General features: G+C 73.0%; 23 protein-coding genes. 10 read left to right on the top strand and 13 right to left on the bottom strand.

Annotation, left to right across the window (positions count from 1 at the left end):
• Positions 1 to 242 precede the first annotated feature (242 nt).
• Positions 243 to 905 (bottom strand): endonuclease NucS, encoded by a 663-nt coding sequence (gene nucS / locus K7862_RS28345; protein WP_222967482.1) that lies wholly within the window; start codon positions 903 to 905, stop codon positions 243 to 245.
• 242 nt (positions 906 to 1,147) lie between these two features.
• Here nucS and K7862_RS28350 point away from each other — a divergent pair, with 242 nt between their 5' ends.
• The gene (locus tag K7862_RS28350; protein WP_222967483.1) at positions 1,148 to 1,540 is read left to right on the top strand and encodes an SCO5389 family protein; all 393 of its coding nucleotides are present in this window, start codon (positions 1,148 to 1,150) and stop codon (positions 1,538 to 1,540) included.
• Between the two features lie 70 nt (positions 1,541 to 1,610).
• Here K7862_RS28350 and K7862_RS28355 read toward each other — a convergent pair whose 3' ends face one another.
• Positions 1,611 to 2,639 (bottom strand): LLM class flavin-dependent oxidoreductase, encoded by a 1,029-nt coding sequence (locus K7862_RS28355; protein ID WP_222967485.1) that lies wholly within the window; start codon positions 2,637 to 2,639, stop codon positions 1,611 to 1,613.
• Positions 2,640 to 2,824: 185 nt separating this feature from the next.
• On the opposite strand from K7862_RS28355, the gene K7862_RS28360 reads away from it, so the two are divergent.
• Positions 2,825 to 3,145, top strand: coding sequence for an Rv1322 family protein (locus K7862_RS28360; RefSeq protein ID WP_222967487.1), 321 nt, complete (start codon positions 2,825 to 2,827; stop codon positions 3,143 to 3,145).
• A gap of 36 nt (positions 3,146 to 3,181) precedes the next feature.
• Here K7862_RS28360 and K7862_RS28365 read toward each other — a convergent pair whose 3' ends face one another.
• The 5 genes from K7862_RS28365 to mce all read right to left on the bottom strand — a co-directional run bounded on the left by K7862_RS28365 (position 3,182) and on the right by mce (position 10,316).
• Positions 3,182 to 3,955 carry an ABC transporter permease gene (locus K7862_RS28365; protein WP_222967488.1) on the bottom strand — a complete coding sequence of 258 codons (774 nt, stop codon included), beginning with the start codon at positions 3,953 to 3,955 and terminating at the stop codon, positions 3,182 to 3,184.
• A gap of 1 nt (position 3,956) precedes the next feature.
• Complete coding sequence (locus tag K7862_RS28370) at positions 3,957 to 4,997, bottom strand: ABC transporter ATP-binding protein (RefSeq protein WP_222967490.1); 1,041 nt, start codon at positions 4,995 to 4,997, stop codon at positions 3,957 to 3,959.
• A gap of 98 nt (positions 4,998 to 5,095) precedes the next feature.
• Complete coding sequence (locus tag K7862_RS28375; RefSeq protein WP_222967492.1) at positions 5,096 to 6,034, bottom strand: coiled-coil domain-containing protein; 939 nt, start codon at positions 6,032 to 6,034, stop codon at positions 5,096 to 5,098.
• Positions 6,035 to 6,136: 102 nt separating this feature from the next.
• Positions 6,137 to 9,697, bottom strand: a complete 3,561-nt coding sequence (gene scy, locus K7862_RS28380) for a polarized growth protein Scy (protein WP_222967493.1) — start codon at positions 9,695 to 9,697, stop codon at positions 6,137 to 6,139.
• A 181-nt stretch (positions 9,698 to 9,878) separates the two neighbouring features.
• Positions 9,879 to 10,316 (bottom strand): methylmalonyl-CoA epimerase, encoded by a 438-nt coding sequence (mce, locus tag K7862_RS28385; protein ID WP_222967494.1) that lies wholly within the window; start codon positions 10,314 to 10,316, stop codon positions 9,879 to 9,881.
• A gap of 169 nt (positions 10,317 to 10,485) precedes the next feature.
• On the opposite strand from mce, the gene K7862_RS28390 reads away from it, so the two are divergent.
• Both K7862_RS28390 and meaB read left to right on the top strand, forming a co-directional pair.
• Positions 10,486 to 11,670 carry an acetyl-CoA C-acetyltransferase gene (locus K7862_RS28390; protein ID WP_222967536.1) on the top strand — a complete coding sequence of 395 codons (1,185 nt, stop codon included), beginning with the start codon at positions 10,486 to 10,488 and terminating at the stop codon, positions 11,668 to 11,670.
• Between the two features lie 174 nt (positions 11,671 to 11,844).
• A complete protein-coding gene (meaB, locus tag K7862_RS28395) occupies positions 11,845 to 12,801 on the top strand; it encodes a methylmalonyl Co-A mutase-associated GTPase MeaB (protein ID WP_222967495.1) in 957 nt (318 codons plus the stop codon).
• 61 nt (positions 12,802 to 12,862) lie between these two features.
• Here meaB and K7862_RS28400 read toward each other — a convergent pair whose 3' ends face one another.
• Positions 12,863 to 13,348: a MarR family winged helix-turn-helix transcriptional regulator gene (locus tag K7862_RS28400; RefSeq protein WP_222967496.1), complete on the bottom strand. Its 486-nt coding sequence runs from the start codon at positions 13,346 to 13,348 to the stop codon at positions 12,863 to 12,865.
• A 169-nt stretch (positions 13,349 to 13,517) separates the two neighbouring features.
• Between K7862_RS28400 and K7862_RS28405 the strand changes: the two genes are divergently transcribed.
• The 3 genes from K7862_RS28405 to K7862_RS28415 are packed head-to-tail and all read left to right on the top strand — an operon-like array spanning position 13,518 to position 14,943.
• Positions 13,518 to 13,913: an ArsR/SmtB family transcription factor gene (locus K7862_RS28405; RefSeq protein ID WP_308012231.1), complete on the top strand. Its 396-nt coding sequence runs from the start codon at positions 13,518 to 13,520 to the stop codon at positions 13,911 to 13,913.
• Positions 13,910 to 14,350: an SRPBCC family protein gene (locus K7862_RS28410; protein WP_222967497.1), complete on the top strand. Its 441-nt coding sequence runs from the start codon at positions 13,910 to 13,912 to the stop codon at positions 14,348 to 14,350. The genes K7862_RS28405 and K7862_RS28410 overlap by 4 nt, the downstream gene beginning before the upstream one ends.
• Positions 14,347 to 14,943 carry a maleylpyruvate isomerase family mycothiol-dependent enzyme gene (locus tag K7862_RS28415; protein ID WP_222967498.1) on the top strand — a complete coding sequence of 199 codons (597 nt, stop codon included), beginning with the start codon at positions 14,347 to 14,349 and terminating at the stop codon, positions 14,941 to 14,943. Before K7862_RS28410 ends, K7862_RS28415 begins: the two co-directional genes overlap by 4 nt.
• On the opposite strand, the gene K7862_RS28420 is transcribed toward K7862_RS28415, so the two are convergent.
• The 4 genes from K7862_RS28420 to K7862_RS28435 form a co-directional block, all read right to left on the bottom strand.
• Positions 14,940 to 15,662 (bottom strand): AIM24 family protein, encoded by a 723-nt coding sequence (locus K7862_RS28420; RefSeq protein WP_308012232.1) that lies wholly within the window; start codon positions 15,660 to 15,662, stop codon positions 14,940 to 14,942. The two genes, K7862_RS28415 and K7862_RS28420, sit on opposite strands and share 4 nt — an antisense overlap.
• Before the next feature lie 364 nt (positions 15,663 to 16,026).
• Positions 16,027 to 16,677, bottom strand: coding sequence for an AIM24 family protein (locus tag K7862_RS28425; RefSeq protein WP_222967500.1), 651 nt, complete (start codon positions 16,675 to 16,677; stop codon positions 16,027 to 16,029).
• A gap of 16 nt (positions 16,678 to 16,693) precedes the next feature.
• The gene (locus tag K7862_RS28430; RefSeq protein WP_222967502.1) at positions 16,694 to 17,332 is read right to left on the bottom strand and encodes an AIM24 family protein; all 639 of its coding nucleotides are present in this window, start codon (positions 17,330 to 17,332) and stop codon (positions 16,694 to 16,696) included.
• Position 17,333: 1 nt separating this feature from the next.
• Positions 17,334 to 18,161 carry a DUF2127 domain-containing protein gene (locus K7862_RS28435; protein ID WP_222967504.1) on the bottom strand — a complete coding sequence of 276 codons (828 nt, stop codon included), beginning with the start codon at positions 18,159 to 18,161 and terminating at the stop codon, positions 17,334 to 17,336.
• A gap of 187 nt (positions 18,162 to 18,348) precedes the next feature.
• Between K7862_RS28435 and K7862_RS28440 the strand changes: the two genes are divergently transcribed.
• Both K7862_RS28440 and K7862_RS28445 read left to right on the top strand, forming a co-directional pair.
• Positions 18,349 to 18,699 (top strand): DUF3817 domain-containing protein, encoded by a 351-nt coding sequence (locus K7862_RS28440; RefSeq protein ID WP_222967505.1) that lies wholly within the window; start codon positions 18,349 to 18,351, stop codon positions 18,697 to 18,699.
• Entirely contained in the window at positions 18,696 to 18,989 is a 294-nt protein-coding gene (locus tag K7862_RS28445) for an MTH1187 family thiamine-binding protein (RefSeq protein ID WP_222967506.1), read from the top strand. Before K7862_RS28440 ends, K7862_RS28445 begins: the two co-directional genes overlap by 4 nt.
• An 18-nt stretch (positions 18,990 to 19,007) precedes the next feature.
• On the opposite strand, the gene K7862_RS28450 is transcribed toward K7862_RS28445, so the two are convergent.
• Entirely contained in the window at positions 19,008 to 20,042 is a 1,035-nt protein-coding gene (locus K7862_RS28450) for an ArsR/SmtB family transcription factor (RefSeq protein ID WP_222967539.1), read from the bottom strand.
• Between the two features lie 70 nt (positions 20,043 to 20,112).
• Here K7862_RS28450 and K7862_RS28455 point away from each other — a divergent pair, with 70 nt between their 5' ends.
• A complete protein-coding gene (locus tag K7862_RS28455) occupies positions 20,113 to 21,429 on the top strand; it encodes an MFS transporter (RefSeq protein ID WP_222967507.1) in 1,317 nt (438 codons plus the stop codon).
• Positions 21,430 to 21,463 lie beyond the last annotated feature (34 nt).

Genomic DNA, 21,463 nt, shown 5'->3' on the forward strand with positions numbered 1-21,463 from the left:
CAGGCCGGAGGTCGGGGGACCCCGCGCCCCTGAGGGGGCGCACCTCGGCGACGAGCCGAACCCTGAGGGGCGCGAGGTCCCCCAGGCTTCGCCGGGGGGGGGGGCGCCCAGCGCGGACAGCCACCGCCGGCATGTGGGCGGCGACGCACGAGGGGCAGCCCGGAGGCCGTACGGCGCACCCGGGGGCCGAAATCAGGCACACCCGGCGGGAGCCGCCACGCGGAGGTGGGCCCCGAGAGGGGTCAGAAGAGGCGGAGCTTGTCGTCCTCGATGCCGCGCAGCGCGTCGTAGTCCAGCGTGACGCAGTCGATGCCGCGGTCCGTCGCGAGCACCCGCGCCTGCGGCTTGATCTCCTGCGCGGCGAACACGCCCTTCACCGGGGTGAGATGCGGGTCGCGGTTGAGGAGTTCGAGGTACCGGGTGAGCTGCTCCACCCCGTCGATCTCACCGCGCCGCTTGATCTCGATCGCCACCGTCGTCCCGGACGCGTCCCTGCACAGGATGTCGACCGGCCCGATGGCCGTCGGGTACTCACGCCGGATGAGGGTCCAGCCCTCGCCCAGCACCTCCATGCGGTCGGCCAGCAGCTCCTGGAGGTGCGCCTCGACGCCGTCCTTGATGAGCCCCGGGTCGACGCCCAGCTCGTGGGTGGAGTCGTGCAGTATCTCCTCGATGGAGATGATCAGCTGCTCGCCCGCCTTGTTGGTGACCGTCCAGATGCCGTCCTCGGCCTCCTTGAGCGAGCACGGCGGCGACATCCAGTTGAGCGGCTTGTACGCGCGGTCGTCCGCGTGGACGGAGAGGCTGCCGTCCGCCTTGATCAGCAGCAGCCGGGTGGCCGAGGGCAGATGGGCGGAGAGCCGGCCCGCGTAGTCGACGGAGCAGCGGGCGATCACGAGACGCATGGTGCGCAACGCTAGCAGGAACCGGCCTCCTCGCCGGACGTCGGGGCCCAATGCCGTCAAGTCCGGCCAACTCCGCCCGGGACAGGAAAATTGGCTGGTTGTGGGCGTCGCCGCCTGGTGCGGCCGCGCGCGGGACGCCTACGGTTGAAGCCCGGATCCGGCGTGCGTCCCCATGGCCGCCTCCTCCGGGGTCATCCGTCGGTTCGACCCCGTCGCGCTCCGGGGTCACGAGAGGAGTACCCATGTCGCTCGACGTCTCACCGGCCCTTCTCGAGCAGGCCGAGCGAGGCGAGGTCGACGAGCAGGAATTCGTCGACTGCGTCCGGACGTCCCTCCCGTACGCCTGGGAGATGATCAGCTCGCTGGTGGCGCAACTCAAGGTTGACGGGGGGGAATTCGCCGACAACCAGGTTCCGCCGCCGAGCGAGAAGGAGCGCGGGCAGCTGCTCCGCGCACTCGCGAGCGACGCGATACGAGGTGCCCTGCAGCGGCACTTCGGGGTGCGGCTCGCCTTCCAGAACTGCCACCGTGTGGCGGTCTTCCCGCTGGACCCGGCAGTCGACGCCACCTACGGCCGCTTCACGTCCATCCGCTCCCAGCTCCTCAACCAGTCCCCTGAACTCCGGGACTGCTGAGCCGACTTGGGGCGACTGACGCCCCGGGCCTCCCGGCGTACTCCCGTGACGGACCGCGACACCCGCGCATTCAGGCCAGTTCCGGGAGTACGTCACCCCCCAGTCGGGCGACGTTCGCCACCGTGGCGTCCAGGTCGCCCGAGCCCTCGGCGAGCAGCGCGAAGCGGGTGATGCCGGTGGCCTCCGCCGTCGCCGCGAGCCGGTCGGCGCACAGCCGCGGGGGCCCCACCGGGTGGAGCGCGCAAAGCAGTTCGGTGTAGGCCCGCGGGTCGCGCATCGCCCGCGGGTTGCCGTCGTGGGTGCGGTGCGCGGCGAGGCCCTGCTGCAGCCAGCCCGGCATGGACTTCAGCAGGGTCTCCACCGCGTCCTGCCGGGTGTCGGCGACCTGCACCACCCCGGCTGAGACGTGTCCGGCGGCGGCGCGCTCCACGGTCTCCCGGGAGTGTCCGGCGGCGAGCGCCGTGTGCCGCCACAGCGTGACCATGCCGGCCTTGTCCTCGTCACCGCAGTGCATGCCCAGCATCATCGGCAGCGCGCGTTCCGCGGCCAGCCGGACCGTGCCGGGGGAGGTGCACGCCACCACCACGGGGGGCCCGCCGTCGTCGAGTTCGTCGGGCCGCGGGACCACCGGCACCTCGGGGAAGCGGTAGCGGGGGCCGTCCGCCCCCACCGCGGGTTCGCGCAGCCAGCGCAGCAGCAGGTCCAGCGACTCCGGGAAGCCGCCTTCGAACGCCTCGATCCCGGCGCCGAAGACCGTCAGGTCCACCCAGGGGCCGCCGCGGCCCACGCCGAGCGTGAAGCGGCCGCCCGAGGCCAGGTGCAGCAGCGCCGCCTGCTCGCCCAGCGCGACCGGGTGCGCGGTCGGCAGCACGCTCACCGCGGTGCCGACGCCGATCCGGGACGTCCGCCCGAGCAGCACCCCGGCGAGGGTGACGGCGGACGGGCACACCCCGTACGGCACGAAGTGGTGCTCGGCCAGCCAGACCGCGTCCAGCCCGGCGGCCTCCGCGGCGTCGGCGCCGGATATCGCCCGGTTCAGTGCCTCGCCCTGGCCCTGTCCGGGGAACTGGGCCGCGAGGACGAAGGTTCCCACACGCATCGCTCACTCCCTCCTGCCCGGTCTAACGGTTGGCACGTGCCAAAGGCACGGCTTGCACCGACGTTTTCATGATTGTCGGCAGATGTCCGGCTCTGCTCCGCCGTACGTCGTGGTTCGGCGGAGCAGAGCCCGGCGCGTAGTCTTGAGGGGCACTCCCCGTAGTCCGAACAGCCCGTGAGGTGACCGTGTCGCCGCGACGCAACCGCCCGAACAAGCCGGCCGGCGCCCGGGACGACGACGAGCGCGAGGCGGGCGGCGGCTACCAGGCCACCCAGCCGTGGCAGGGCGAGGAGTGGATCGTGCGCCAGGTCGCCGGCGCCGCGGGCGCCAAGCACTACCGCTGCCCGGGCTGCGACCAGGAGATCCCGCCCGGCGTCGGCCATGTCGTGGCCTGGCGCGAGCACGGGGGAGTGGACGACCGGCGGCACTGGCACCGCGCCTGCTGGAACGCGCGGGACCGCCGCACCAGCAAGGTGCAGCGGTCCCGGAACGCGCCGCGCTACTGACCGCGGCAGCCCGTCACGCGGGCGTCGTCCGCGTGCTCACGCGTCGCGCTTCTTGAGCACCAGGTAGCCGCCGAGGAGTGACGCCGCGACCCACAGCGCCATGATGAGGATGCCGCCCCACGGTCCGTACGAGGTGTGGTTGTCCGGGGTCTGCACGACCTGGATGATCTTCTGCCCGGCCCGGTCCGGGAAGTACCGCGCGACGTCCTTCGCCTTGGGCACCACCGACAGGATCGGGGTGACCAGGAAGAAGAACGGCATCAGGATCGACATGCCGAGCATCGGGCTGCGCAGCATCCCCGCGACGCCGACGCAGAACAGCACCAGCAGCGTCATGTAGAGGCCGGCGCCGAACACCGCGCGCAGGACGCCCGGGTCGCCGATCGACGTCCGGTGCGAGCCGAGCAGCACCTGGCCGACGAAGAAGGACAGGAAGCTGGTGACCATCGACACGACGAAGGCCAGGCCTCCGGCGACCGCGATCTTCGCGCCGTAGAAGGAGCCGCGCTGCGGCACCGCGGCCAGCGAGGTGCGGATCATCCCGGTGCTGTACTCGCTGGAGATGATCAGCACGCCGAAGACGATGAGGGCCAGTTGGCCGAGCACGATCGCGCTGAAGGACGCCGCCGTGGCGTCGAACGTCGCCTGGTCCAGCGGCGACCGGTCGTTCCATGTCCCGTTGATGACCGCGCAGATCACCGCGCCCAGTCCGACGGTCACGATCAGCGCCAGGGCCAGCGTCCACACCGTGGACCGGACCGAGCGGATCTTCGTCCACTCCGACTGCAGGACGGCCGAGGGGTTCGCCATGTCAGCGCCCCTTCCGGGAGCCGGGGTTGCGCCACTGCGCGCCCCACTCCGGTGCCGGCGCCTGCTCCTGGCCCGGAGCCTGCCCCGCGGGCACGTCCTGCGGCAGCGCCCCCGTGCCCGCGGGGCCGAACCCCGTCGGGCCGCCGGCGTGGTACTCCACGGCCTCCGCGGTCAACCGCATGAATGCTTCCTCCAACGATGCCCGCTGCGGGCTCAGTTCGTGCAGCACCACCTGGTGCTGTGCGGCCAGCGTGCCGAGTTCGGCCGCGTCCCCGTCCTGGATCTCGAACGACCCGTCGGCCGTGGACACCACGGTGTGGCCCGCCGCCGTCAGGATGTCCTGCAGCCGCTCGGGCTGCGGGGTGCGCAGCCGCACGTAGGAGCGGGAGTTCTGCTGGATGAAGTCGGCCATCGAGGTGTCGGCGAGCAGCCGGCCCCGGCCGATGACGATGAGGTGCTCGGCGGTGAGTGCCATCTCGCTCATCAGGTGGCTGGAGACGAAGACCGTCCGGCCCTGCGCCGCCAGGCCCTTCATCAGGTTCCGGATCCAGTGGATGCCCTCGGGGTCGAGTCCGTTGACCGGCTCGTCGAACATCAGGATCTCGGGGTCGCCGAGCAGCGCGGCCGCGATGCCCAGCCGCTGGCCCATGCCGAGCGAGAAGCCCTTGGAGCGCTTTTTGGCCACGGCCGTCAGGCCCACCGTCTCCAGCACCTCGTCGACCCGGTGCCGGGGGATCCGGTTGGACTGCGCGAGGCACAGCAGGTGGTTGTAGGCGGTCCGCCCGCCGTGCACGTCCTTGGCGTCGAGCAGCGCCCCGATGTACTTCAGCGGCTCGCTGAGCTGTGCGTAGCGCCGGCCGTCGATCCGGACGTCGCCGCTGCTGGGCGCGTCCAGGCCGAGGACCATGCGCATGGTGGTCGACTTGCCCGCGCCGTTCGGCCCGAGGAAGCCCGTCACCACGCCGGGGCGCACGGTGAACGTCAGATGGTCGACGGCGGTCTTGTCCCCGTACCGCTTGGTGAGCCCCTGCAACTCAATCATGGGGGCGAGGCTAGCAAGCAAGACGGAACCCCCGCCCGAGGAGGGACGGGGGTTCCGGCGAAAGGAAGGTGAAGAACCGCGCCGGGGCGCGGCCGGCCTCAGCGGGACTGCTGGGCGGGGACGCTGCGCGACAGCGGCTCCTCGTCGGCGGGGGCGCCGGCGGCGGCGACGGCGGCACCGGTCAGCGTGGCCAGCATCTCGCGGACGTTGGTCAGCTGCGCGTTGATGCTGTCGCGGCGGTTGGTGAGCGCCGCCAGCTCGCGCTCGGACTCGCTGCGGATCCGGTCGGCCTTGGCGTTCGCGTCCGCGACGATGTCCTCGGACTGACGCTGCGCGGTCTCCACCGTCTGGCGGGCGCGGCGCTCGGCGTCGGTGCGCAGCTTCTCGGCCTCCAGGCGGAGCTGCTCGGCGCGGTGCTCGATCTCCGCCAGCCGCTTCTCGGCCTTGGCCTGGCGCGACGCCAGGTCGCGCTCGGACTGCTCACGCCGCTTGGCCAGGTTGGTCTCGAAGTCCGCGGCGGCCTGGGCGGCCTTGGCGCGGGTCTCCTCGAACAGCGCGTCGGCCTCCTCGCGCTTGGCGGCCGCGTCCTTCTGCGCGTCGGCACGGAGCTGAGTGGCGTCCCCCTGCGCCTTCTCGACGATCCGCGCACCCTCGTCCTCGGCCTTGGCCTTGCGGTCCGAGGCGTAGGTCTCCGCGTCGCTGCGCACCTGGGAGGCGGCCGACTCGGCCAGCTCGCGGTGCTGCTCCGCGGCTCGGCGGGCCTCCTCGCGCAGATCCTTCGCCTCCTCCTCGGCGAGGCGGAGGATCTTCTCCACGCGGGCGCCGAGGCCGGCGTAGGACGGCTCCGAGTCGTTCACCTGAGCCTGGGCGTTCTGGGTTTCGAGGTGCAGTTCCTCGATGCGCTTCTCCAGCGCGGTGATCCGGGTCAACGCGCTGTCACGGTCGGCGACGAGCTTGGTGATGCGGTCGTCCACCTGTCCGCGGTCGTATCCGCGCCGCACGAGCTCGAAGCCGAAGGGGGAGGAAGTGTCGCTCATGGGGTTCCTGTCGATTCAGACCGGTGAGGTGATAGAGGGAATCCTATGGGGCCTGGCGGCGTGTCACCGAGCCATTACGGTTTCGGTATGGAGAATGTCCGCTCAATCGAGTGGAGCATCCTCGTTACGCTTGCCACCCGTTCGGGCGGCTCCCGCGGCCGCTCCGGCAGCGACGGTACTCTTCCCCCCGCCACCGCCGCCGGGCGCCTCGAACGACTCCAGTGCCTCGAGCACGTCCTGGACGCGGGAGATCTCCGCGTTGATGTCCTCACGGCGGCGCATCAGCGTCTCCAACTCGCGTTTGCCCTGGGTGACGATGCGCTCGGCCTCGGCGCGCGCCTCCGCCTTGACGCGCTCCGCCTCGCGCTCGGCCTCGCTCTTCTTCAGCTCGGCCTCCTTGAGCAGGCCCTCGGCCTTCTTCACGGCGGCGATCCTGACCTTACTCGCCTCGGACGTGGCCGTGGTCTTGATCTCCTCGGCCTTCGCCTCCGCCTCGGCGAGCTGTTCGGTGGCCGCGGCCACCAGCTTGTCCACCCGCTCGCCGACGGACTTCATCGCCTCCGCGGCCTCCTTGCGGGCCCGCTCGTGCAGTTCCTCGACCTCCGACTCGACGCGCCGGCGCAGGTCGTCGGTCCGCTCCCGGGTCGCCGTCGCGTCGGCGCGGGCCTCGGCGAGCATGGTGTCGGCGTCGTTGCGGGACCGCTCGACGTAGCGATTGCCCTCCGTGGTGGCCTCGGTGACGATCCGTTCGGCCTCGGCGCGGGCCGCGCCGACCATCGTGTCGGCCTGCTCCTCGGCGGCCGCGCCGGTCTTCACCGCCTCCGCCTGCGCCTTGGCGATGAGCTCGTCGGCCTGCTCCGCGGCCTCGCTGCGGCGCTTGTTCGCCGCCTCGCGGGCCTCGTCCAGGATGCGCTGCGAGTCGGTGCGGGTCTGCTCGGCGTCGCGCTCGGCGGAGTCCAGCGCCTCCCTGGCCATCGCGCCCAGCCGCTCCGCCTCCTCGCGGGCCTTGGACACCAGCAGGTCGGCCTGCGACGCCGCGTCGGTGCGCATCCGGTTGGCGTCCTCGCGGGCCTCCCCGCGCAGCCGGTCGGACTCCTCGATCGCCTCGCTGACCGTGCGGTCGGCGAGCTGCCGCGCCGCCTCGGCCTCCTCCTGCGCCTCCCGGCGCATGCGCGAGGCGTCCTCGGCGGCCCGCTCCCGCTCGGCGTTGGCGTCGGCGTGCAGCCGGTCGGCCTCGCCCTGGGCGTCGCCGCGCAACTGCTGCGCCGCGTGCTCGGCGGCCGCGCGCAGCCCGGTGATCTCCTCCTCGGCCTCCTGGTGCAGGGTCCCGACGGAGTCCCGCACCTGCTGCGCGGTGGTCTCGGCGGCGCCCACCAGCTCGCCGGACCGCTGCTCGGCCTCGGCGACCAGCCGGTCGGCCTCGGCCGCCGCGTCCTCCACCCGCTTGCGGGCGGTGGCCAGCAGCTCCTCGCTCTCCCGGTGGGCCTGCGCCCGCTCCTGCCCGGCCTCGGCCCGGGCCGCCTCCAGCAGCTCCTCGGCCTCGCGCCGGCGGCGGGCCGCCTCGTCCTGCGCGGCGCCCAGCGCCTCCGCGGCCTCCAGGCCGGTGCGCTCGGCGGCGGCCGCGGCCTCGGCCCGCAGCCGGTCCGCGGTCTCCTGGGCCTCGGTCCTGCGCTGCTCGGCCTCGGCGGTCGCCTCGGCCTGCAGCCGCACCGCGACGGCCTCGCCCTCGGCGCGGGACTGCGCGGCGTCGGCGGCCGCCTCGTCCCGCAGCCGCATGGCCTCCGCCTCGGCCTGCTCCTGCAGGGTCCGGACGCGCTCGGCGGTCTCCTGACGCAGCCGCTCGGCCTCCTCCGCGGCCTCGCCGCGGATCCGGTCCGCCTCGGCGTTGGCCTCGCGCAGCCCCTGCTCGGCGGAGGTCAGCCGGGCCTCGGCCTCCTCGCGCAGCCGGGCCAGGTCGGCCTCGGCCTCCTCGCGCATGCGGTGGACGATGGTCTCGCCCTCGGCGCGCTGCTCGGCGGCGGCCCGCTCGGCCTCCTCGCGCAGCGCGGCGCCCTGGCGCTCGGCCTCGGCCCGCAGCTCCTCGGCCTCCGCACGGGCCGTGCGCAGCGCCTCCTCGGCCTTGACCTGCAGCGCCGACGCCCGCTCCAGGGACTCCGCGCGCAGCCGCTCGGCCTCGGCGGTCGCGTTCTGCCGGGCCTCCTCGCCGTCGGCCTTCGCCCGGGCCAGCAGCTCCTCGGCCTTGTTCGCGGCCTCCTCGATCTGCTGGACGGCCTCGCGGCGGGCCTCGCCGCGGATCCGCTCGCCCTCGGCGACCGCGTCGGCCCGAAGCTGCTCGGCCTCGCCGCGCAGCCGGCGCGCCTCCTCCTGCAGCTCGACGGTCCTGGCCCGGTACTCCTTGGTGTCGTCCTGGGCCGCGCCGCGCAGCTCCTGCGCGGACTCCTCGGCCTCCGCGCGCAGCCGGTCGGCCTCCGTGTCCGCCTCGCGGCGGATCCGCTCGGCCTCGTCGGCCGCGGCCTTGGTGGTCGACTGCGCGTCCTGCGACGCCTTGGTGAGGATCTCCTCGGCCGACCGGGCGGCCTGCGCGAGCTGCGCGGCCGCGTCCTCGGTGGCCTGGGCGCGCGCGGTCTCCTGGGCCTCGCTGCGGATCCGCTCGGCGTCCGCCTTGGCGTCGGAGACGACCTGCTCGGCCTCGGCCTTGGCGGTCTCCGCCTCCTTGGTGGCCTCGGCGACCATGCGGGCGATCTCGGCGCGGGCGGTCCTGGTGCGCTGCTCGTTCTCGGTCTCGGTGGCCGCCAGCCGCTTGGCGGCGGCCGCCGCGGCCTCCTCGCGCAGCCGGTCCGCCTCGGCCCGCGCGGTGCGCAGCGCCTCGTCGGCCTCGCGCAGCCGCTCCTCGGCCTGGCGGGAGAGCTCGGCGGCCCTGGTGCGGGCCTCGTCGGACTCGCTGCGGGTGGAGGTGCGCAGCGCCTCCGCCTCGGTGGTGGCCTCGGTGGCCTGCGTGGAGGCGGCGGTCAGCAGCCGCTCGGCGTCGGTCCTGGCCCGGCGCAGCAGCTGCTCGGCCTCGGCGCGGGCGGCCTGGGCCTCGGCGGTGAGCCGCTGGGTGGTCTGGTCGGCCACCCGTTCGGCCTCGGCCCGTGCGGCGGCCAGCGCCTGCTCGGTCTCGGCCCGGGTCTCGTCCAGCAGGCGGCGGGCCTGGGCCTCGCTGCGGGCCCGCAGCTGCTCGGCCCAGGCGACGTTCTCGTTGACGTGGTTCTCGACGTTGCGGCGGCGCTCGGCGAGCTCCTCGTCGAGCTGGCGGCGGCGGGTGATCGCCTCGTTGTGCCACTCGGACTCGAAGCGGGCCTGGTGCTCGGCCTGCTCCTGGAGCAGTCGCTGCGTCTGGGCCCGCGCCTCGCGCAGCTCGCGCTCGGCGTCGGCGCGCAGCTGGTCGGCCTGGATCTGGGCGTTGCGGAGCAACTGGTCGGCCTGATGGCCGATGTTGTCGTAGGAAGGACGGGTGGCCAGGGCGCGCCGCGCCTCGTGCAGCTTGGCGCGCAGTACCTCGACCTGGTATCCGAGGTCGTCGGCATGGTCGACGGCCTTGCCCCGCTCGGTGCGCAGCCGTTCCATCTCGGCTTCGAGCAGGGAGAGGTGGTCGTCAGCCCGGTAGCTGTCGTTGCCCCGCACTCCGCGGTCCCATCGGTCTCCTGGTGTCCTCACCCGCCCACCGGGTGAGATTCTCCGTCACTCCGTCGGTGGACGGAGACATACGGGGAATGGTGTCAGATCAACATCGGGGAACGGGAGACCGCTGTCGGCAGCCCGCACCTCGGACGCGGCCACTCTACCGGCCGTGGCGGGCGTTGGGTCAGTGGTCCTCGGAGGCCGCGGCGGAGGTCACGATCTCGGTGAGGACCCCGTGACAGTCCTTGGGGTGCAGAAACGTGATGCGGGAGCCCATCGAACCGGTCCTCGGGGCGTCGTAGAGAACCCGGACGCCCTTGTCCCTGATGGCCTCGGAGTCGGTGTCCACGTCGGCGGTGCCGAAGGCGATGTGGTGGACCCCCTCGCCGTTCTTCGCCAGCCACTTGCCGACGGCCGAGTCCTCGCGGGTGGGTTCCAGAAGCTGCAGGTAGGAGGCGCCGCCGTCGGAGGTCCCGTTGATCCTGAGCATGGCCTCACGCACGCCCTGCTCCTCGTTGATCTCCGTGTGCGCCACCTCGAAGCCGTAGGTGGCGCGGTAGAACTCGACGGTCGCGTCGAGGTCGAAGCAGGCGATCCCGATGTGGTCGATACGAGTCAGCATGCACATAGTGCATCCCAGGACCATGTGGTCACGCAACGTGCGCGCCATCACACGGTATGCCCGATGACCGTGGCCGCTACCCCTCAGTACATTTGAAGATAACCCTCGTTAACATCCTCTCTTCGCTCGAAGGGGCCGCACCATGACCAGCCAGGCACCACGCACGTCCGTGATCGTCGCAGGCGCCCGCACCCCGATGGGCCGACTGCTCGGCGGTCTGCGCAGCTTCTCCGGCGCGGACCTCGGCGGAATCGCCATCAAGGCCGCTCTCGACCGCGCCGGCATCTCCGGCGACCAGGTGCAGTACGTGATCATGGGCCAGGTGCTGCAGGCCGGCGCCGGGCAGATCCCCGCCCGGCAGGCCGCGGTCAAGGCCGGCATCCCGATGAGCGTCCCCGCGCTCACCGTCAACAAGGTGTGCCTGTCCGGCCTGGACGCCATCGCGCTGGCCGACCAGCTCATCCGGGCGGGCGAGTTCGACGTGGTGGTGGCCGGCGGCCAGGAGTCCATGACGAACGCCCCGCACCTGCTGCCCAAGTCCCGTGAGGGGCACAAGTACGGCGCCATCCAGATGCTCGACGCGATGGCGCACGACGGGCTCACCGACGCGTTCGAGAACATCGCGATGGGCGAGTCCACCGAGAAGCACAACACCCGGCTGGGCATCGAGCGCGCCCCGCAGGACGCCTTCGGCGCGCTGTCCCACCAGCGGGCCGCCGCCGCCCAGAAGAACGGCCTGTTCGAGGCGGAGATCGTCCCGGTGGAGATCCCGCAGCGCAAGGGCGAGCCGGTGCTCGTCAGCCAGGACGAGGGCATCCGCCCGGAGACCACCGCCGAGAGCCTGGGCAAGCTCCGCCCGGCCTTCCCCGACGCCTCGGGGAACGGCACGATCACCGCGGGCACCGCCTCGCAGATCTCCGACGGCGCCGCCGCCGTCGTGGTGATGAGCAAGGCCAGGGCGGAGGAGCTCGGCCTGGAGTGGATCGCGGAGATCGGCGCGCACGGCAACGTGGCGGGCCCGGACAACTCCCTGCAGTCCCAGCCGTCCAACGCGATCCGGCACGCCCTGGGCAAGGCCGGGCTGACCGTCGGCGACCTCGACCTGATCGAGATCAACGAGGCGTTCGCCGCGGTCGCCGTGCAGTCGATGAAGGACCTGGGCGTCACCGCCGAAAAGGTGAACGTCAACGGCGGCGCCATCGCCCTGGGCCACCCGATCGGCATGTCCGGAGCCCGTATCGTGCTGCACCTGGCGCTGGAGCTGAAGCGCCGTGGCGGCGGCACCGGCGCGGCCGCGCTGTGCGGCGGCGGCGGCCAGGGCGACGCCCTGATCCTCCACGTCCCGGGCAAGTAGGCCGGACGGCCCGGGCAAGCAGGCCGGACGGCCCGGGCAAGCAGGCCGGACGGCCTGGGCAAGCAGGCCGGACGGCCTGGGCAAGCAGGTCGGACGGCCCGGGCAAGCAGGCCGGACAGCAAGGACAGCCCGGGCGCCGCAGGCGCCCGGAACACGGAAACGGAGTGTCGGTCGATGGTCGACGTCGGGGCGCTGGTCAAGGACGCGCGTGAAGGGCGCCCGCGGGCGGTGGCGCGGCTGATCTCGCTGGTCGAGGGGGCTTCCCCGCAGCTCCGCGAGGTGATGGCCGCGCTGGCGCCGCTGACCGGCGGCGCCTACGTCGTGGGCCTGACCGGGTCGCCCGGCGTCGGCAAGTCCACCTCCACCTCGGCCCTGGTCACCGCCTACCGCAAGGCGGGACGCAGGGTCGGGGTGCTGGCCGTCGACCCTTCCTCGCCGTTCTCCGGCGGCGCCCTGCTGGGCGACCGGGTGCGGATGTCCGAGCACGCCTCCGACCCGGGCGTCTACATCCGCTCGATGGCCACCCGCGGTCACCTCGGGGGCTTGGCCTGGGCCGCCCCGCAGGCCATCCGCGTGCTGGACGCCGCGGGCTGCGAGGTGATCCTGGTCGAGACGGTCGGCGTCGGGCAGTCCGAGGTCGAGATCGCCGCGCAGGCCGACACCTCGGTGGTGCTGCTCGCCCCCGGCATGGGCGACGGCATCCAGGCCGCCAAGGCGGGCATCCTGGAGATCGGCGACGTCTACGTGGTGAACAAGGCCGACCGGGACGGCGCGGACGCCACCGCCCGCGAGCTCAACCACATGCTCGGCCTGGGGGAGTCCCGCGCCCCCGGGGACTGGCGGCCGCCGATCGTCAAGACGGTGGCGGCCCGCGCGGAGGGCATCGACGAACTGGTCGAGGCGCTGGAGAAGCACCGCGCGTGGATGGAGGCGGGCGGTGAGCTCGCCGAACGCCGGGCCCGGCGCGCGGCGGGCGAGATCGAGACCATCGCGCTGACCGCCCTGCGCGCCCGGATCGGCGACCTGCGCGGCGACCAGCACCTGGCGGCCCTGGCCACCCGGGTCACCGAGGGCACGCTGGACCCCTACGCGGCGGCCGACGAACTGGTCGCCGGGCTGACCCGGGCCTGAGCCCGCGCGGAACCGCCGGGCCCGGTGTCCCCGGGCCCGGGCGGGGGTCCGCGGCGGCGGTTCAGCCGCGGCTGCGGGCCTCGCGCAGGTGCTGGGCCACCGGAAGCAGGGCCTGGTGGTAGGCGTCCAGGTCATCGGTGGAGATCAGGTCGATGAAGTGCCGGCGCACCGAGGCGACGTGCTGCGGGGCGACCTCGCGCATCATCTCCCACCCCTGCTCGGTGAGGACCGCGTACAGCCCGCGGCGGTCCTCCTCGCAGTTCTCCCGGCGGACCAGGCCCGCGGCCTCCATGCGGGTGATCTGGTGCGAGAGCCGGCTCTTGGACTGCAGGGTGGACCGGGCCAGATCGCTCATCCGCATCCGGTGCCCGTCGGCCTCGGAGAGGTTGACCAGGATCTCGTAGTCGTTGTTGGTCAGCCCGAAGGGCTGCAGGTCGCGTTCGAGTTGGTACATCAGCAGGCGGCTGACGTCGAGGTGGATGCGCCAGGCTCGCTGCTCATCCTCGTTGAGCCAGGTCGTGACGTGCTCGGCGGTCTCGGTCTCCATGAGGGGATCCTACCGGCGGTTGAATCACGGAGGATCGTCAGGGTAGCCGTCCGGTCACCGTGAGAAACGATGCCGGACCCCGTATGGTTACGCGTCCGCCGGGGCTCGTCCTCTTTCGCCCCCTCATTCTCCAGTTGACGCTTGATAAAGCGAATGCTTGAGTAAGGGAGTGAGCACTCCAGTGGACGAACGGCGCCTCGACGCCGTCTTCATGGCACTCGCCGACCCGACGCGGCGCGGCATCCTGGCCCGCCTGGCGACCGGCGAGGCGACCGTCAAGGAACTGGCCGAGCCGTACGCGATGAGCATGCAGGCCGTGTCGCAGCACATCCGGGTCCTGGAGCAGTCCGGGCTGATCAGCCGTGGCCGCTACCGGCAGACCCGCCCGTGCCGGCTCGAACCCGCGGTGCTGGAGTCGGCGGTCTCGTGGATCGAGGAGAGCCGGCGCGTCTGGTCCGATCGCATGGATCGGCTCGAGTCGCACCTCGCCCGCCTGCAGGAACGGGAACAGGACCAGGAACATGAGCAGACGCCGGGCCAGGAGCCGGAACGGGAGGAGCGGTGACCGACGACGAGCTCGTCCACCGGCGGACCTTCGACGCCCCGCGCGACCTGGTGTGGCGCTGCCTGACCGAGCCCGCCGAACTCGCCCGGTTCTGGGGCCCGCGCGGCATGGTCACCCCGATCGACGGCATCGTCGTCGAACTCCGGCCCGGCGGCCGCTTCGAGACGCTGATGACCGGCGAGCACGGCAGCTACCGCATGGTTGCCGTCTTCACCGAGGTCGTCCCGCCGGAGCGGCTCGCCTGGACCGAACCGGACAGCGGCATGCGGACCACCAGCACCCTGCTGGACCTCGGCGACGGCAGGACCGAGGTCGTCATCCGGCAGCGGCACGTACCCGAGGCGATGCGGCTCCCGGAGGCCCGCGCCGGGTTCGCCACCTCCCTCGACAAACTCGAGGCGCACCTCGCCTCCCTCGCGCAAGGAGAAGGATCATGACCGACCCGCAGTCCTGGGTGGCGCCGACGTACACCCGCCTCGCCGACCTTCTCGACGCCGGGCCCGCCGCAGCCTGGGACACGCCGTCGCTGTGCGACAAGTGGCTGGTGCGCCACGTCGTGGCCCATGTGACGATGCCCGTGCGGCTGACGCCCGAGCGGTTCGGGGCCGAGATGGCCGCGGCCGGCGGGGACTTCGCGGTGCTCTCCGACACCGTCGCCGAGCGCGACAGCGCGCTGCCGGCCGCCGACCTCCTGGCCCAGCTCCGGTCGCCGCGGCTGCACGCCTGGCGGCCGCCGGGCGGCGGTGAGGCGGGCGCGCTCAGCCACGCCGTCATCCACTCCCTGGACGCCACGGTCGCCCTCGGCGCGCCCCCGGCCGCGCCTGCCGAGGCGGTCACCGCCCTCCTCGGGATGCTCACCGCGGCCGACGGGAGCCTGTTCGGGGTGGACCTGTCCGGCGCGCGGCTCGAAGCCTCGGACGCGGACTGGAGCTGGGGGGACGGCACGCTCGTGCGGGCCGGCAGCGGCGAGTTGGTGTCCCTGCTGAGCGGCCGGACGCTGCCCGACGGACGAGCGCTGCCGCGGCGCTAGCGGGCGGCGCCGGCCCCCGGCACGCCCGGTCCCGCCTGCCCGGGTACGCCGCCGGTGTCCCGTTCCGCCAGCAGCGACTCGGTGGACTGCAGCAGCACCTGGCCGGCGCCGGCGAACTCGAACTGGTGCTCCTCCCCCGACGCCCCGCCGAAGCCGGTCAGCGCCCGGATGCCGCCGAGCACGCCCCGCATGTACGCGTGGTCGTAGTGGTGGCACGGCGACGGGCAGTCCGCCCAGCCGACGAGCGCCTGCGGGTCGACCCGGATCGGCGGCTCCACGAAGTGCACCGCGCCGTTGGACGCGGCCACGAACGTGCCGGTGCCGATCAGCGTCAGGAAGCCCGGGATGATCGACTGCTTGAGCGTCAGGCCAGGCTGGAACGCGAGCAGGTTGCCCGACCGGATCGTCAGGTTCCCCTCGTCCAGGTCGTAGGAGTTGATGTCGTACGAGCGGTCGGCGAGCAGCATCTTGCCGCGGCCCTGCGCGACCACCCAGTCCGCCGCGTGCAGCGGCGAGTGGAAGTTGGCGGCGACCAGCCGGTCCAGCGGTCCGTGGCCGATGCCGTGGAAGTCGATCTGCCCGTAGTAGGCGATCATCTTCCCCTTCTGCAGGAACCACTGGCCGTCCAGCTCGACGCTGAACGCGTACGGGTTGACGTTGTCGTTCGACGGCAGCGAGTACGGATCGAAGATCACCGGCCCGCCCTCAGCCACAGTCACGGCTTCTCCTCGTTCGCTTCTCCGCCTGCTCGGCGCGGCGGTGCGGGCTTCGCTGCCGTCCTCGGTCCGGCGGCCTCGCAGGCGTCGCTCACAGCTTCTCCTCGTTCGCTTCTCCGCCTGCTCGGCGTAGCGGTGCGGGCTTCGCTGCCGTCCTCGGTCCGGCGGCCTCGCAGGCGTCGCTCACGGCTTCTCCTCGTTCGCTTCTCCGCCTGCTCGGCGCGGCGGTGCGGGCTTCGCTGCCGCCCTCGGTCCGGCGGCCTCGCAGGCGTCGCTCACGGCTTCTCCTCGTTCGCTTCTCCGCCTGCTCGGCGCGGCGGTGCGGGCTTCGCTGCCGTCCTCGGTCCGGCGGCCTCGCAGGCGTCGCTCACAGCTTCTCCTCCGACGCCTGCACGTACACCGTTCCCTGGCCGGAGAGCTCCAGCTGGAAGGCCTCGCCGGAGCCGCGGCCCACCATCTCGCGCCAGCCGAGTGCCGCGGTCAGCCGGTTGCGGACGTCGCCGCGGTGCGCCACGTACGCCTGCGGGTCGACGTGCACCGGGCGCTGCGGGGTGATCGGCAGCTCGATGACGCCGCCGTGCGCCATCACCGCGACCGAGCCCTGGCCCTGCAGGGTCGTGGTGAACAGGCCCTGGCCGGTGACCTGGCCGCGTATCACGCCCATCACGCCGCCCTGCGACCCCATGAACATCGTGCCCTGCCGCAGCGAGCCGTCGAACGCCAGCAGGCGGTCGGCCTCCACGTACAGCGTCTCGCCGGTCAGGTCCACGGTGTGGATGTGGTGGCCGCCGTGGCCGAACATCACCGACCCCTGGCCCTCCACGGTCATCAGCGGGGTCGCCTCGTTCGCCAGCCGGCGCCCGATCATCGACATCACCCCGCCCTGCCCGCCGGTGATGTTCGGGGTGAAGGACACCTGCCCGCGGTACGCCAGCATCGCGCCGCGCTGGCTGAACATCCGCTGCCCGGGCGCGATCGGCGCCTCGACCATCTTCGCGTTGATCCGGGTGAACGGCACTACCGCGTCTCCCTGTTCACAGCTGGCCCCCGATGGTGTCGCGTTCGCTGGGCTGGACGTAGACCAGGCCCTCGCCCTCGAACCGGATCTGGAAGCTCTCGCCCGAGCCCTCGCCCATCAGCGTCCGCCAGCCCACCGCGGACTGCAGTTGCCGGCGGAGCTGCCCGGTGTGCGCCACGTACGCGCCCGGGTCGACGGTCAGCGGGTACGCGCCGGAGACCCGCAGGACGATCGCCGGGCCGTCGGACATGATCGCCGCCTGGCCGGTGCCCTCGACGGTCGTGGTGAACAGGCCGTTGCCCTGGGACGCCCCGCGCAGCCCGGTGAAGGTCGTGCCGGTGCGCAGCGACGGCTCGGTGGCCAGCAGGTTGCTCGCCTCGACGTACAGCTTCTCGCCGGTCAGGCGCACCAGGTTGATCTCGGTGGCGCGGTCGGCGAAGTAGCACGTGCCGTGGCCCTTGACCTCCATCACCGCCATCGCCTCGCCGGTGACGCGGCGGGTGACGAGGCCGCGCAGGCCCTCACCGCCGCCGGTCATCTTCTTGAACGTCATCTCACCGTCGTAGGCGACCATCGCGCCGTTCTTCGCCTTGACCGAGTCGCCGGCCAGGTCGACCGCGAGCACCCGGGAGCCGTGGAGCCGGAAGACCGCCATCTCAGAGCTGGTCCGCCGCGCGCTGCCGGACCGGGAGCGGCTCCTTGGGCGCTCCGTGGCCGCCGTGCAGCTGCTCGCCGGCCGCCTCCTCGACCTCCAGCAGCGACTCGCCGCGCCGCTGCGCCTCGAACGCCGCGTGGCCGCCGCGCAGCCCGAACAGCCGCTTGCCGATGAGGATGTAGAGCACCGCGAGGACGTTCAGCGCCAGCGTGCCGATCTTGAAGTAGCTGACCTTCTCGGTCAGTTCGTAGACCTCGATCGGCAGGAAGGCCGCGGTGGCGACCACCGCGAGGTACTCCGCCCAGCGCTTGCCGAACCACAGGCCGACGCCCTCGACCACCTCGATCAGCGCGTACGCCCCGAGCCCGGCGGCCGCCGTCCGCAGGGTCGACCTCTTGTAGTCGAAGGTCTTCTGGATGGTGTCGACCACCGGCGAGTGGTCGAGGTCGTACCCGAAGTGGTGCGCCACCGGCCGGAAAACGGTCAGGTCGTCGTCGAAGAGCCGGCGCACCGCGTCCTGGGAGTTGCTGAACTTCCACACCGCCCACGCGGCGAGGATCACCAGCAGCCCGCGCAGCACCCGCTCGACGGCCAGGAACCGCAGGATGAACAGGTCCCGCAGGGCCCGCCCGCGCGGCACCAGCGGGGCCCGGTCGGCCGGCCCCGAGCCGTGCGGCTCGCCGAGCACGAAGTCGCCGCAGCGCAGGCAGCGCCACGCGGTGCCGACCGCGGTGCTCGCGTGCAGCTTCTCCCTCAGGCGCGGCTCGTCGGGCGAATAGGTGATGTGGCCCTTGCGCGCGCAGTGCCGGCGGTCCCAGTCGACGCTCATCGGTGTTCGCGGTCCCTGTGCGTGGTCGGTCGGTGGACGGTACGTACCAGGGGACGCTACCGGCCGGCAGGCGGTTGCCGACCCCCGCAACGGTCCATCGATACGGTCCGGTGATAATTCCGGTGATAATGGAGGGGGAGCTTGTGATCACGTTCACAAGACGAACCGCCCGACAGATGAGGTTCCCGTGGACCTGAAGACCGCCGCCGCCCTGCGCAGGCTCCGCCTGGTGTCCGCCCCGGAGGCGGTGTCCTTCCTGCTGCTGCTCGTGTGCTCCGTGCTCAAGCGCACCACCGACTTCAACGCCGTCCCGGTGATGGGCATGGTGCACGGCGTCCTGTTCATCCTCTACGTGCTCTTCTGGGCCGACGCCTGGAACCGCACCCGCTGGGCCTTCGGCCGCGCCGCCCTGTACGCGGTGCTGTCCGTGCTGCCCTTCGGCGGCTTCGTCGCCGAGCGCAAGCTCGCCCGCGAGTCCGAGGCCGCCGTGGCCGCCGCGCAGGCGGCGGAGACCGAGGCGGAGGCGACCGCGGCATGATCGTCGCCTTCTCCGTCACCCCGCTCGGCGTCGGCGAGGACGTCGGCGAGTACGTGGCCGACGCCGTGCGGGTGGTGCGCGAGTCCGGCCTGCCCAACCGCACCGACGCGATGTTCACGTCCGTCGAGGGGGAGTGGGACGAGGTGATGGACGTGGTCCGGCGCGCCGTCGCGGCGGTGGAGGCACGGGCGCCGCGGGTGTCGCTGGTCCTGAAGGCCGACATCCGCCCGGGCGTCACCGACGGGCTGACGTCCAAGGTCGAGACCGTCGAACGCTTCCTCGCCGGGTAGCCGGGCGCGGGCGGCCGGTCAGACCAGACCGCCGGTCGCCACCGCGATGCCCAGCGGCGTCCGCTCGTAGAGCACCTGGTGCCCGTAGCGGCGGGACGCCAGCAGGCCCGCGTCCCGCAGCACCGCCAGGTGCGCGGAGACCGACGACATCGCCATCGCGTGGCGATGGGCCAGCGCGGTGGTGGTCGTCGGGGCGTCCAGCGCGGACAGGATCGCCGCGCGGTTCGGGCCCAGCAGCCGCACCAGCGCCGCCGAGGCGGTCGGGCCGCTCTCCGCCCACAGCCCGCCGATGCCGCGCGCCGGGTACACCACCGTCGGCTGCCACGGCGGGTCGAAGGGGCTGCCCGCCTCCGGCCAGAAGAACACGCTGGGCACCAGCACCAGCCCCCGGCCGCCGCCTCCGCCCTCCTCCCATCCCGCGCCGCCCGCGCTGCCGCTCAGCCCGGCCGGCTCCTGCGGCGGCGCCGGCCCGCTGGTGGTCAGCGCGCCGTCCGCCCAGCTCAGCTGCGGGTGCAGACCGGTGAACAGCCGCTGCATGCCGCCGTCGGCCAGCCGCCGGGCGTGGTACGCCACGTCGGCCTCCAGGACCGCGCGCAGCCGCGGCCAGTGCGGGGCCAGCAGCGCCGACCACACGTGCTCGTAGAGCCCGGCGAGCTGCCGCACGGTGCCGGCCGGGTCGGCCAGCATGGCCCGGCCCCTGCGGCTCCGCTCGGCGTCCGGCGTCCTGGCCAGGGCCGCGGCGATCTGCCGGCGCGCCTCGTCGGGGTCGGTGGCGCGTACCGCCGCCAGCTCGTCCTCCAGCGCCGCCAGCGGCACCTCGGGCACCGGGTGCAGGAAGTCCGGGCCGTAGCCCGTCTCGGGCACCAGCAGCCGCAGCGGGCCGAGATCGAGCCCCGCCGCGATCGTCCGGGCCTGGCGCAGCCAGGGAAGGTGGTAGCCGTGCCGGTCCGGGCGGGACAGGGTGCGCACCGCGCCCTGGGCCTCACGCAGCGGCGATATCGCGAAGCGGCAGCGGAGCAGATCCTCTGCCGCAAACCGCATGCGAAAAGACATCACGACCCCCAAGATTCGGCTGGGGCCGAAAGACTACGACGCGTGGGGTTCATGCCACCAGTGTGATGTCATGACAACGGACAGCGAACACCCGCCACACGGCGGTAACCCTCCTTCGCCGGCCGGTTCAGACGACGTCTCCACCACCCCCGGAGACGAGGAAAAGGCAGGCAGCAAGTACAGCGCGGTGTTCGCGGTCAGCGAGTTCCGGCCGGTCTTCGCCGCTCACGTGCTGTCCGTCCTCGGCTATGTGTTCTCCCAGGTGGCCATGGCCGTCCTGGTGTTCAACCGGACCGGCTCGTCGTTCCTGACCGCCCTGGTCTTCGCGCTGTCGTTCCTGCCGTACGCCCTCAGCGGTGTCCTGCTCTCCGGTATCGCCGACCGCGTCCCGGCCCGCCGCGTCCTGGTGAGCTGCGACCTGCTCTCCGCCGCCTGCGTGGTCGTCATCGTGCTGCCCGGCACCCCGCTCGCCGTGCTGTTCGTACTCGTGGCCGTGCTGGCGATGATCGCGCCGCTGTTCACCGGCACCCGGGCGGCCAGCCTCGCCGACATCCTCCAGGGCGACGTCTTCATCCTCGGCCGCTCGCTGATCAGGATCGTCTCCCAGACCGCCCAGATCGCCGGCTACGGCCTCGGCGGCCTGGTCCTGGTGTGGCTGTCGCCCCAGCACGCGCTGATCGTCACCATCGGCACGTTCCTCAGCTCGGCGCTGCTGCTGCGCCTCGGCACCCGCGACCGGCCGGCCCGCGTCACCGGCGGCGGCGCCATGATGCGCCAGTCGCTCGCCTCCTCGGGGAAGCTGCTGGCCCACCCCCGGATCCGGGCGCTGCTGCTGATGTGGTGGGTCCCGCCGATGTTCTTCGTGGTCTCCGAGGGCGTCGCCGCGCCCTACGCGCACGCCTCGGGCGCCGGATCGGCCGGCTTCGGGCTCTTCCTGGCCGCGATGCCCGCCGGGACCGTGGTCAGCGAGATGCTCGCCGGCACCCTGCTCGGCCCGGCCGCCCGCGAACGCATCGCGCTGCCGCTGGCCGGCGTCAGCCTGCTGCCGATGGTCGCCTTCGCCGTGCACCCGCCGCTGGCCGTCGGCGTCGTCCTGCTGCTGCTCACCGGCCTGTGCGCGGCCTACACGCTCGGCATGGACAAGTGGTTCGTGCAGGAGGTGCCGGAGGACATGCGGGGCCGCGCCATGTCGCTGCTCGGCGCCGGCATCATGACGCTGCAGGGCCTGGGCATGACGGCCGGCGGCCTGCTCGCCGAGTGGACCCCGCCGTACGCGGTCATCTGCGGCGCGGGCGTGCTCGGCACGCTCAGCCTGCTGCTGGTGCTGCGCTCGGTCCGCAGGACGCGGGTCCCGGCGCCCCGGGCGGCGCCCTCCACCTCGGTCTGACGCGACCCGGCGGCGGGTGAGGGTACGCCGCCGG

The organism is Actinacidiphila acidipaludis (assembly GCF_019890725.1).
GTDB lineage: Bacteria > Actinomycetota > Actinomycetes > Streptomycetales > Streptomycetaceae > Actinacidiphila > Actinacidiphila acidipaludis.

What these genes read in the sequence shown, in the direction of transcription:
- nucS (WP_222967482.1), bottom strand. Translation starts at nt 905, where the DNA reads ATGCGTCTCGTGATCGCCCGCTGCTCCGTCGACTACGCGGGCCGGCTC.
- K7862_RS28350 (WP_222967483.1), top strand. Translation starts at nt 1,148, where the DNA reads ATGTCGCTCGACGTCTCACCGGCCCTTCTCGAGCAGGCCGAGCGAGGC.
- K7862_RS28355 (WP_222967485.1), bottom strand. Translation starts at nt 2,639, where the DNA reads ATGCGTGTGGGAACCTTCGTCCTCGCGGCCCAGTTCCCCGGACAGGGC.
- K7862_RS28365 (WP_222967488.1), bottom strand. Translation starts at nt 3,955, where the DNA reads ATGGCGAACCCCTCGGCCGTCCTGCAGTCGGAGTGGACGAAGATCCGC.
- K7862_RS28370 (WP_222967490.1), bottom strand. Translation starts at nt 4,997, where the DNA reads ATGATTGAGTTGCAGGGGCTCACCAAGCGGTACGGGGACAAGACCGCC.
- K7862_RS28375 (WP_222967492.1), bottom strand. Translation starts at nt 6,034, where the DNA reads ATGAGCGACACTTCCTCCCCCTTCGGCTTCGAGCTCGTGCGGCGCGGA.
- mce (WP_222967494.1), bottom strand. Translation starts at nt 10,316, where the DNA reads ATGCTGACTCGTATCGACCACATCGGGATCGCCTGCTTCGACCTCGAC.
- meaB (WP_222967495.1), top strand. Translation starts at nt 11,845, where the DNA reads ATGGTCGACGTCGGGGCGCTGGTCAAGGACGCGCGTGAAGGGCGCCCG.
- K7862_RS28400 (WP_222967496.1), bottom strand. Translation starts at nt 13,348, where the DNA reads ATGGAGACCGAGACCGCCGAGCACGTCACGACCTGGCTCAACGAGGAT.
- K7862_RS28415 (WP_222967498.1), top strand. Translation starts at nt 14,347, where the DNA reads ATGACCGACCCGCAGTCCTGGGTGGCGCCGACGTACACCCGCCTCGCC.
- K7862_RS28430 (WP_222967502.1), bottom strand. Translation starts at nt 17,332, where the DNA reads ATGGCGGTCTTCCGGCTCCACGGCTCCCGGGTGCTCGCGGTCGACCTG.
- K7862_RS28435 (WP_222967504.1), bottom strand. Translation starts at nt 18,161, where the DNA reads ATGAGCGTCGACTGGGACCGCCGGCACTGCGCGCGCAAGGGCCACATC.
- K7862_RS28445 (WP_222967506.1), top strand. Translation starts at nt 18,696, where the DNA reads ATGATCGTCGCCTTCTCCGTCACCCCGCTCGGCGTCGGCGAGGACGTC.
- K7862_RS28450 (WP_222967539.1), bottom strand. Translation starts at nt 20,042, where the DNA reads ATGTCTTTTCGCATGCGGTTTGCGGCAGAGGATCTGCTCCGCTGCCGC.
- K7862_RS28455 (WP_222967507.1), top strand. Translation starts at nt 20,113, where the DNA reads ATGACAACGGACAGCGAACACCCGCCACACGGCGGTAACCCTCCTTCG.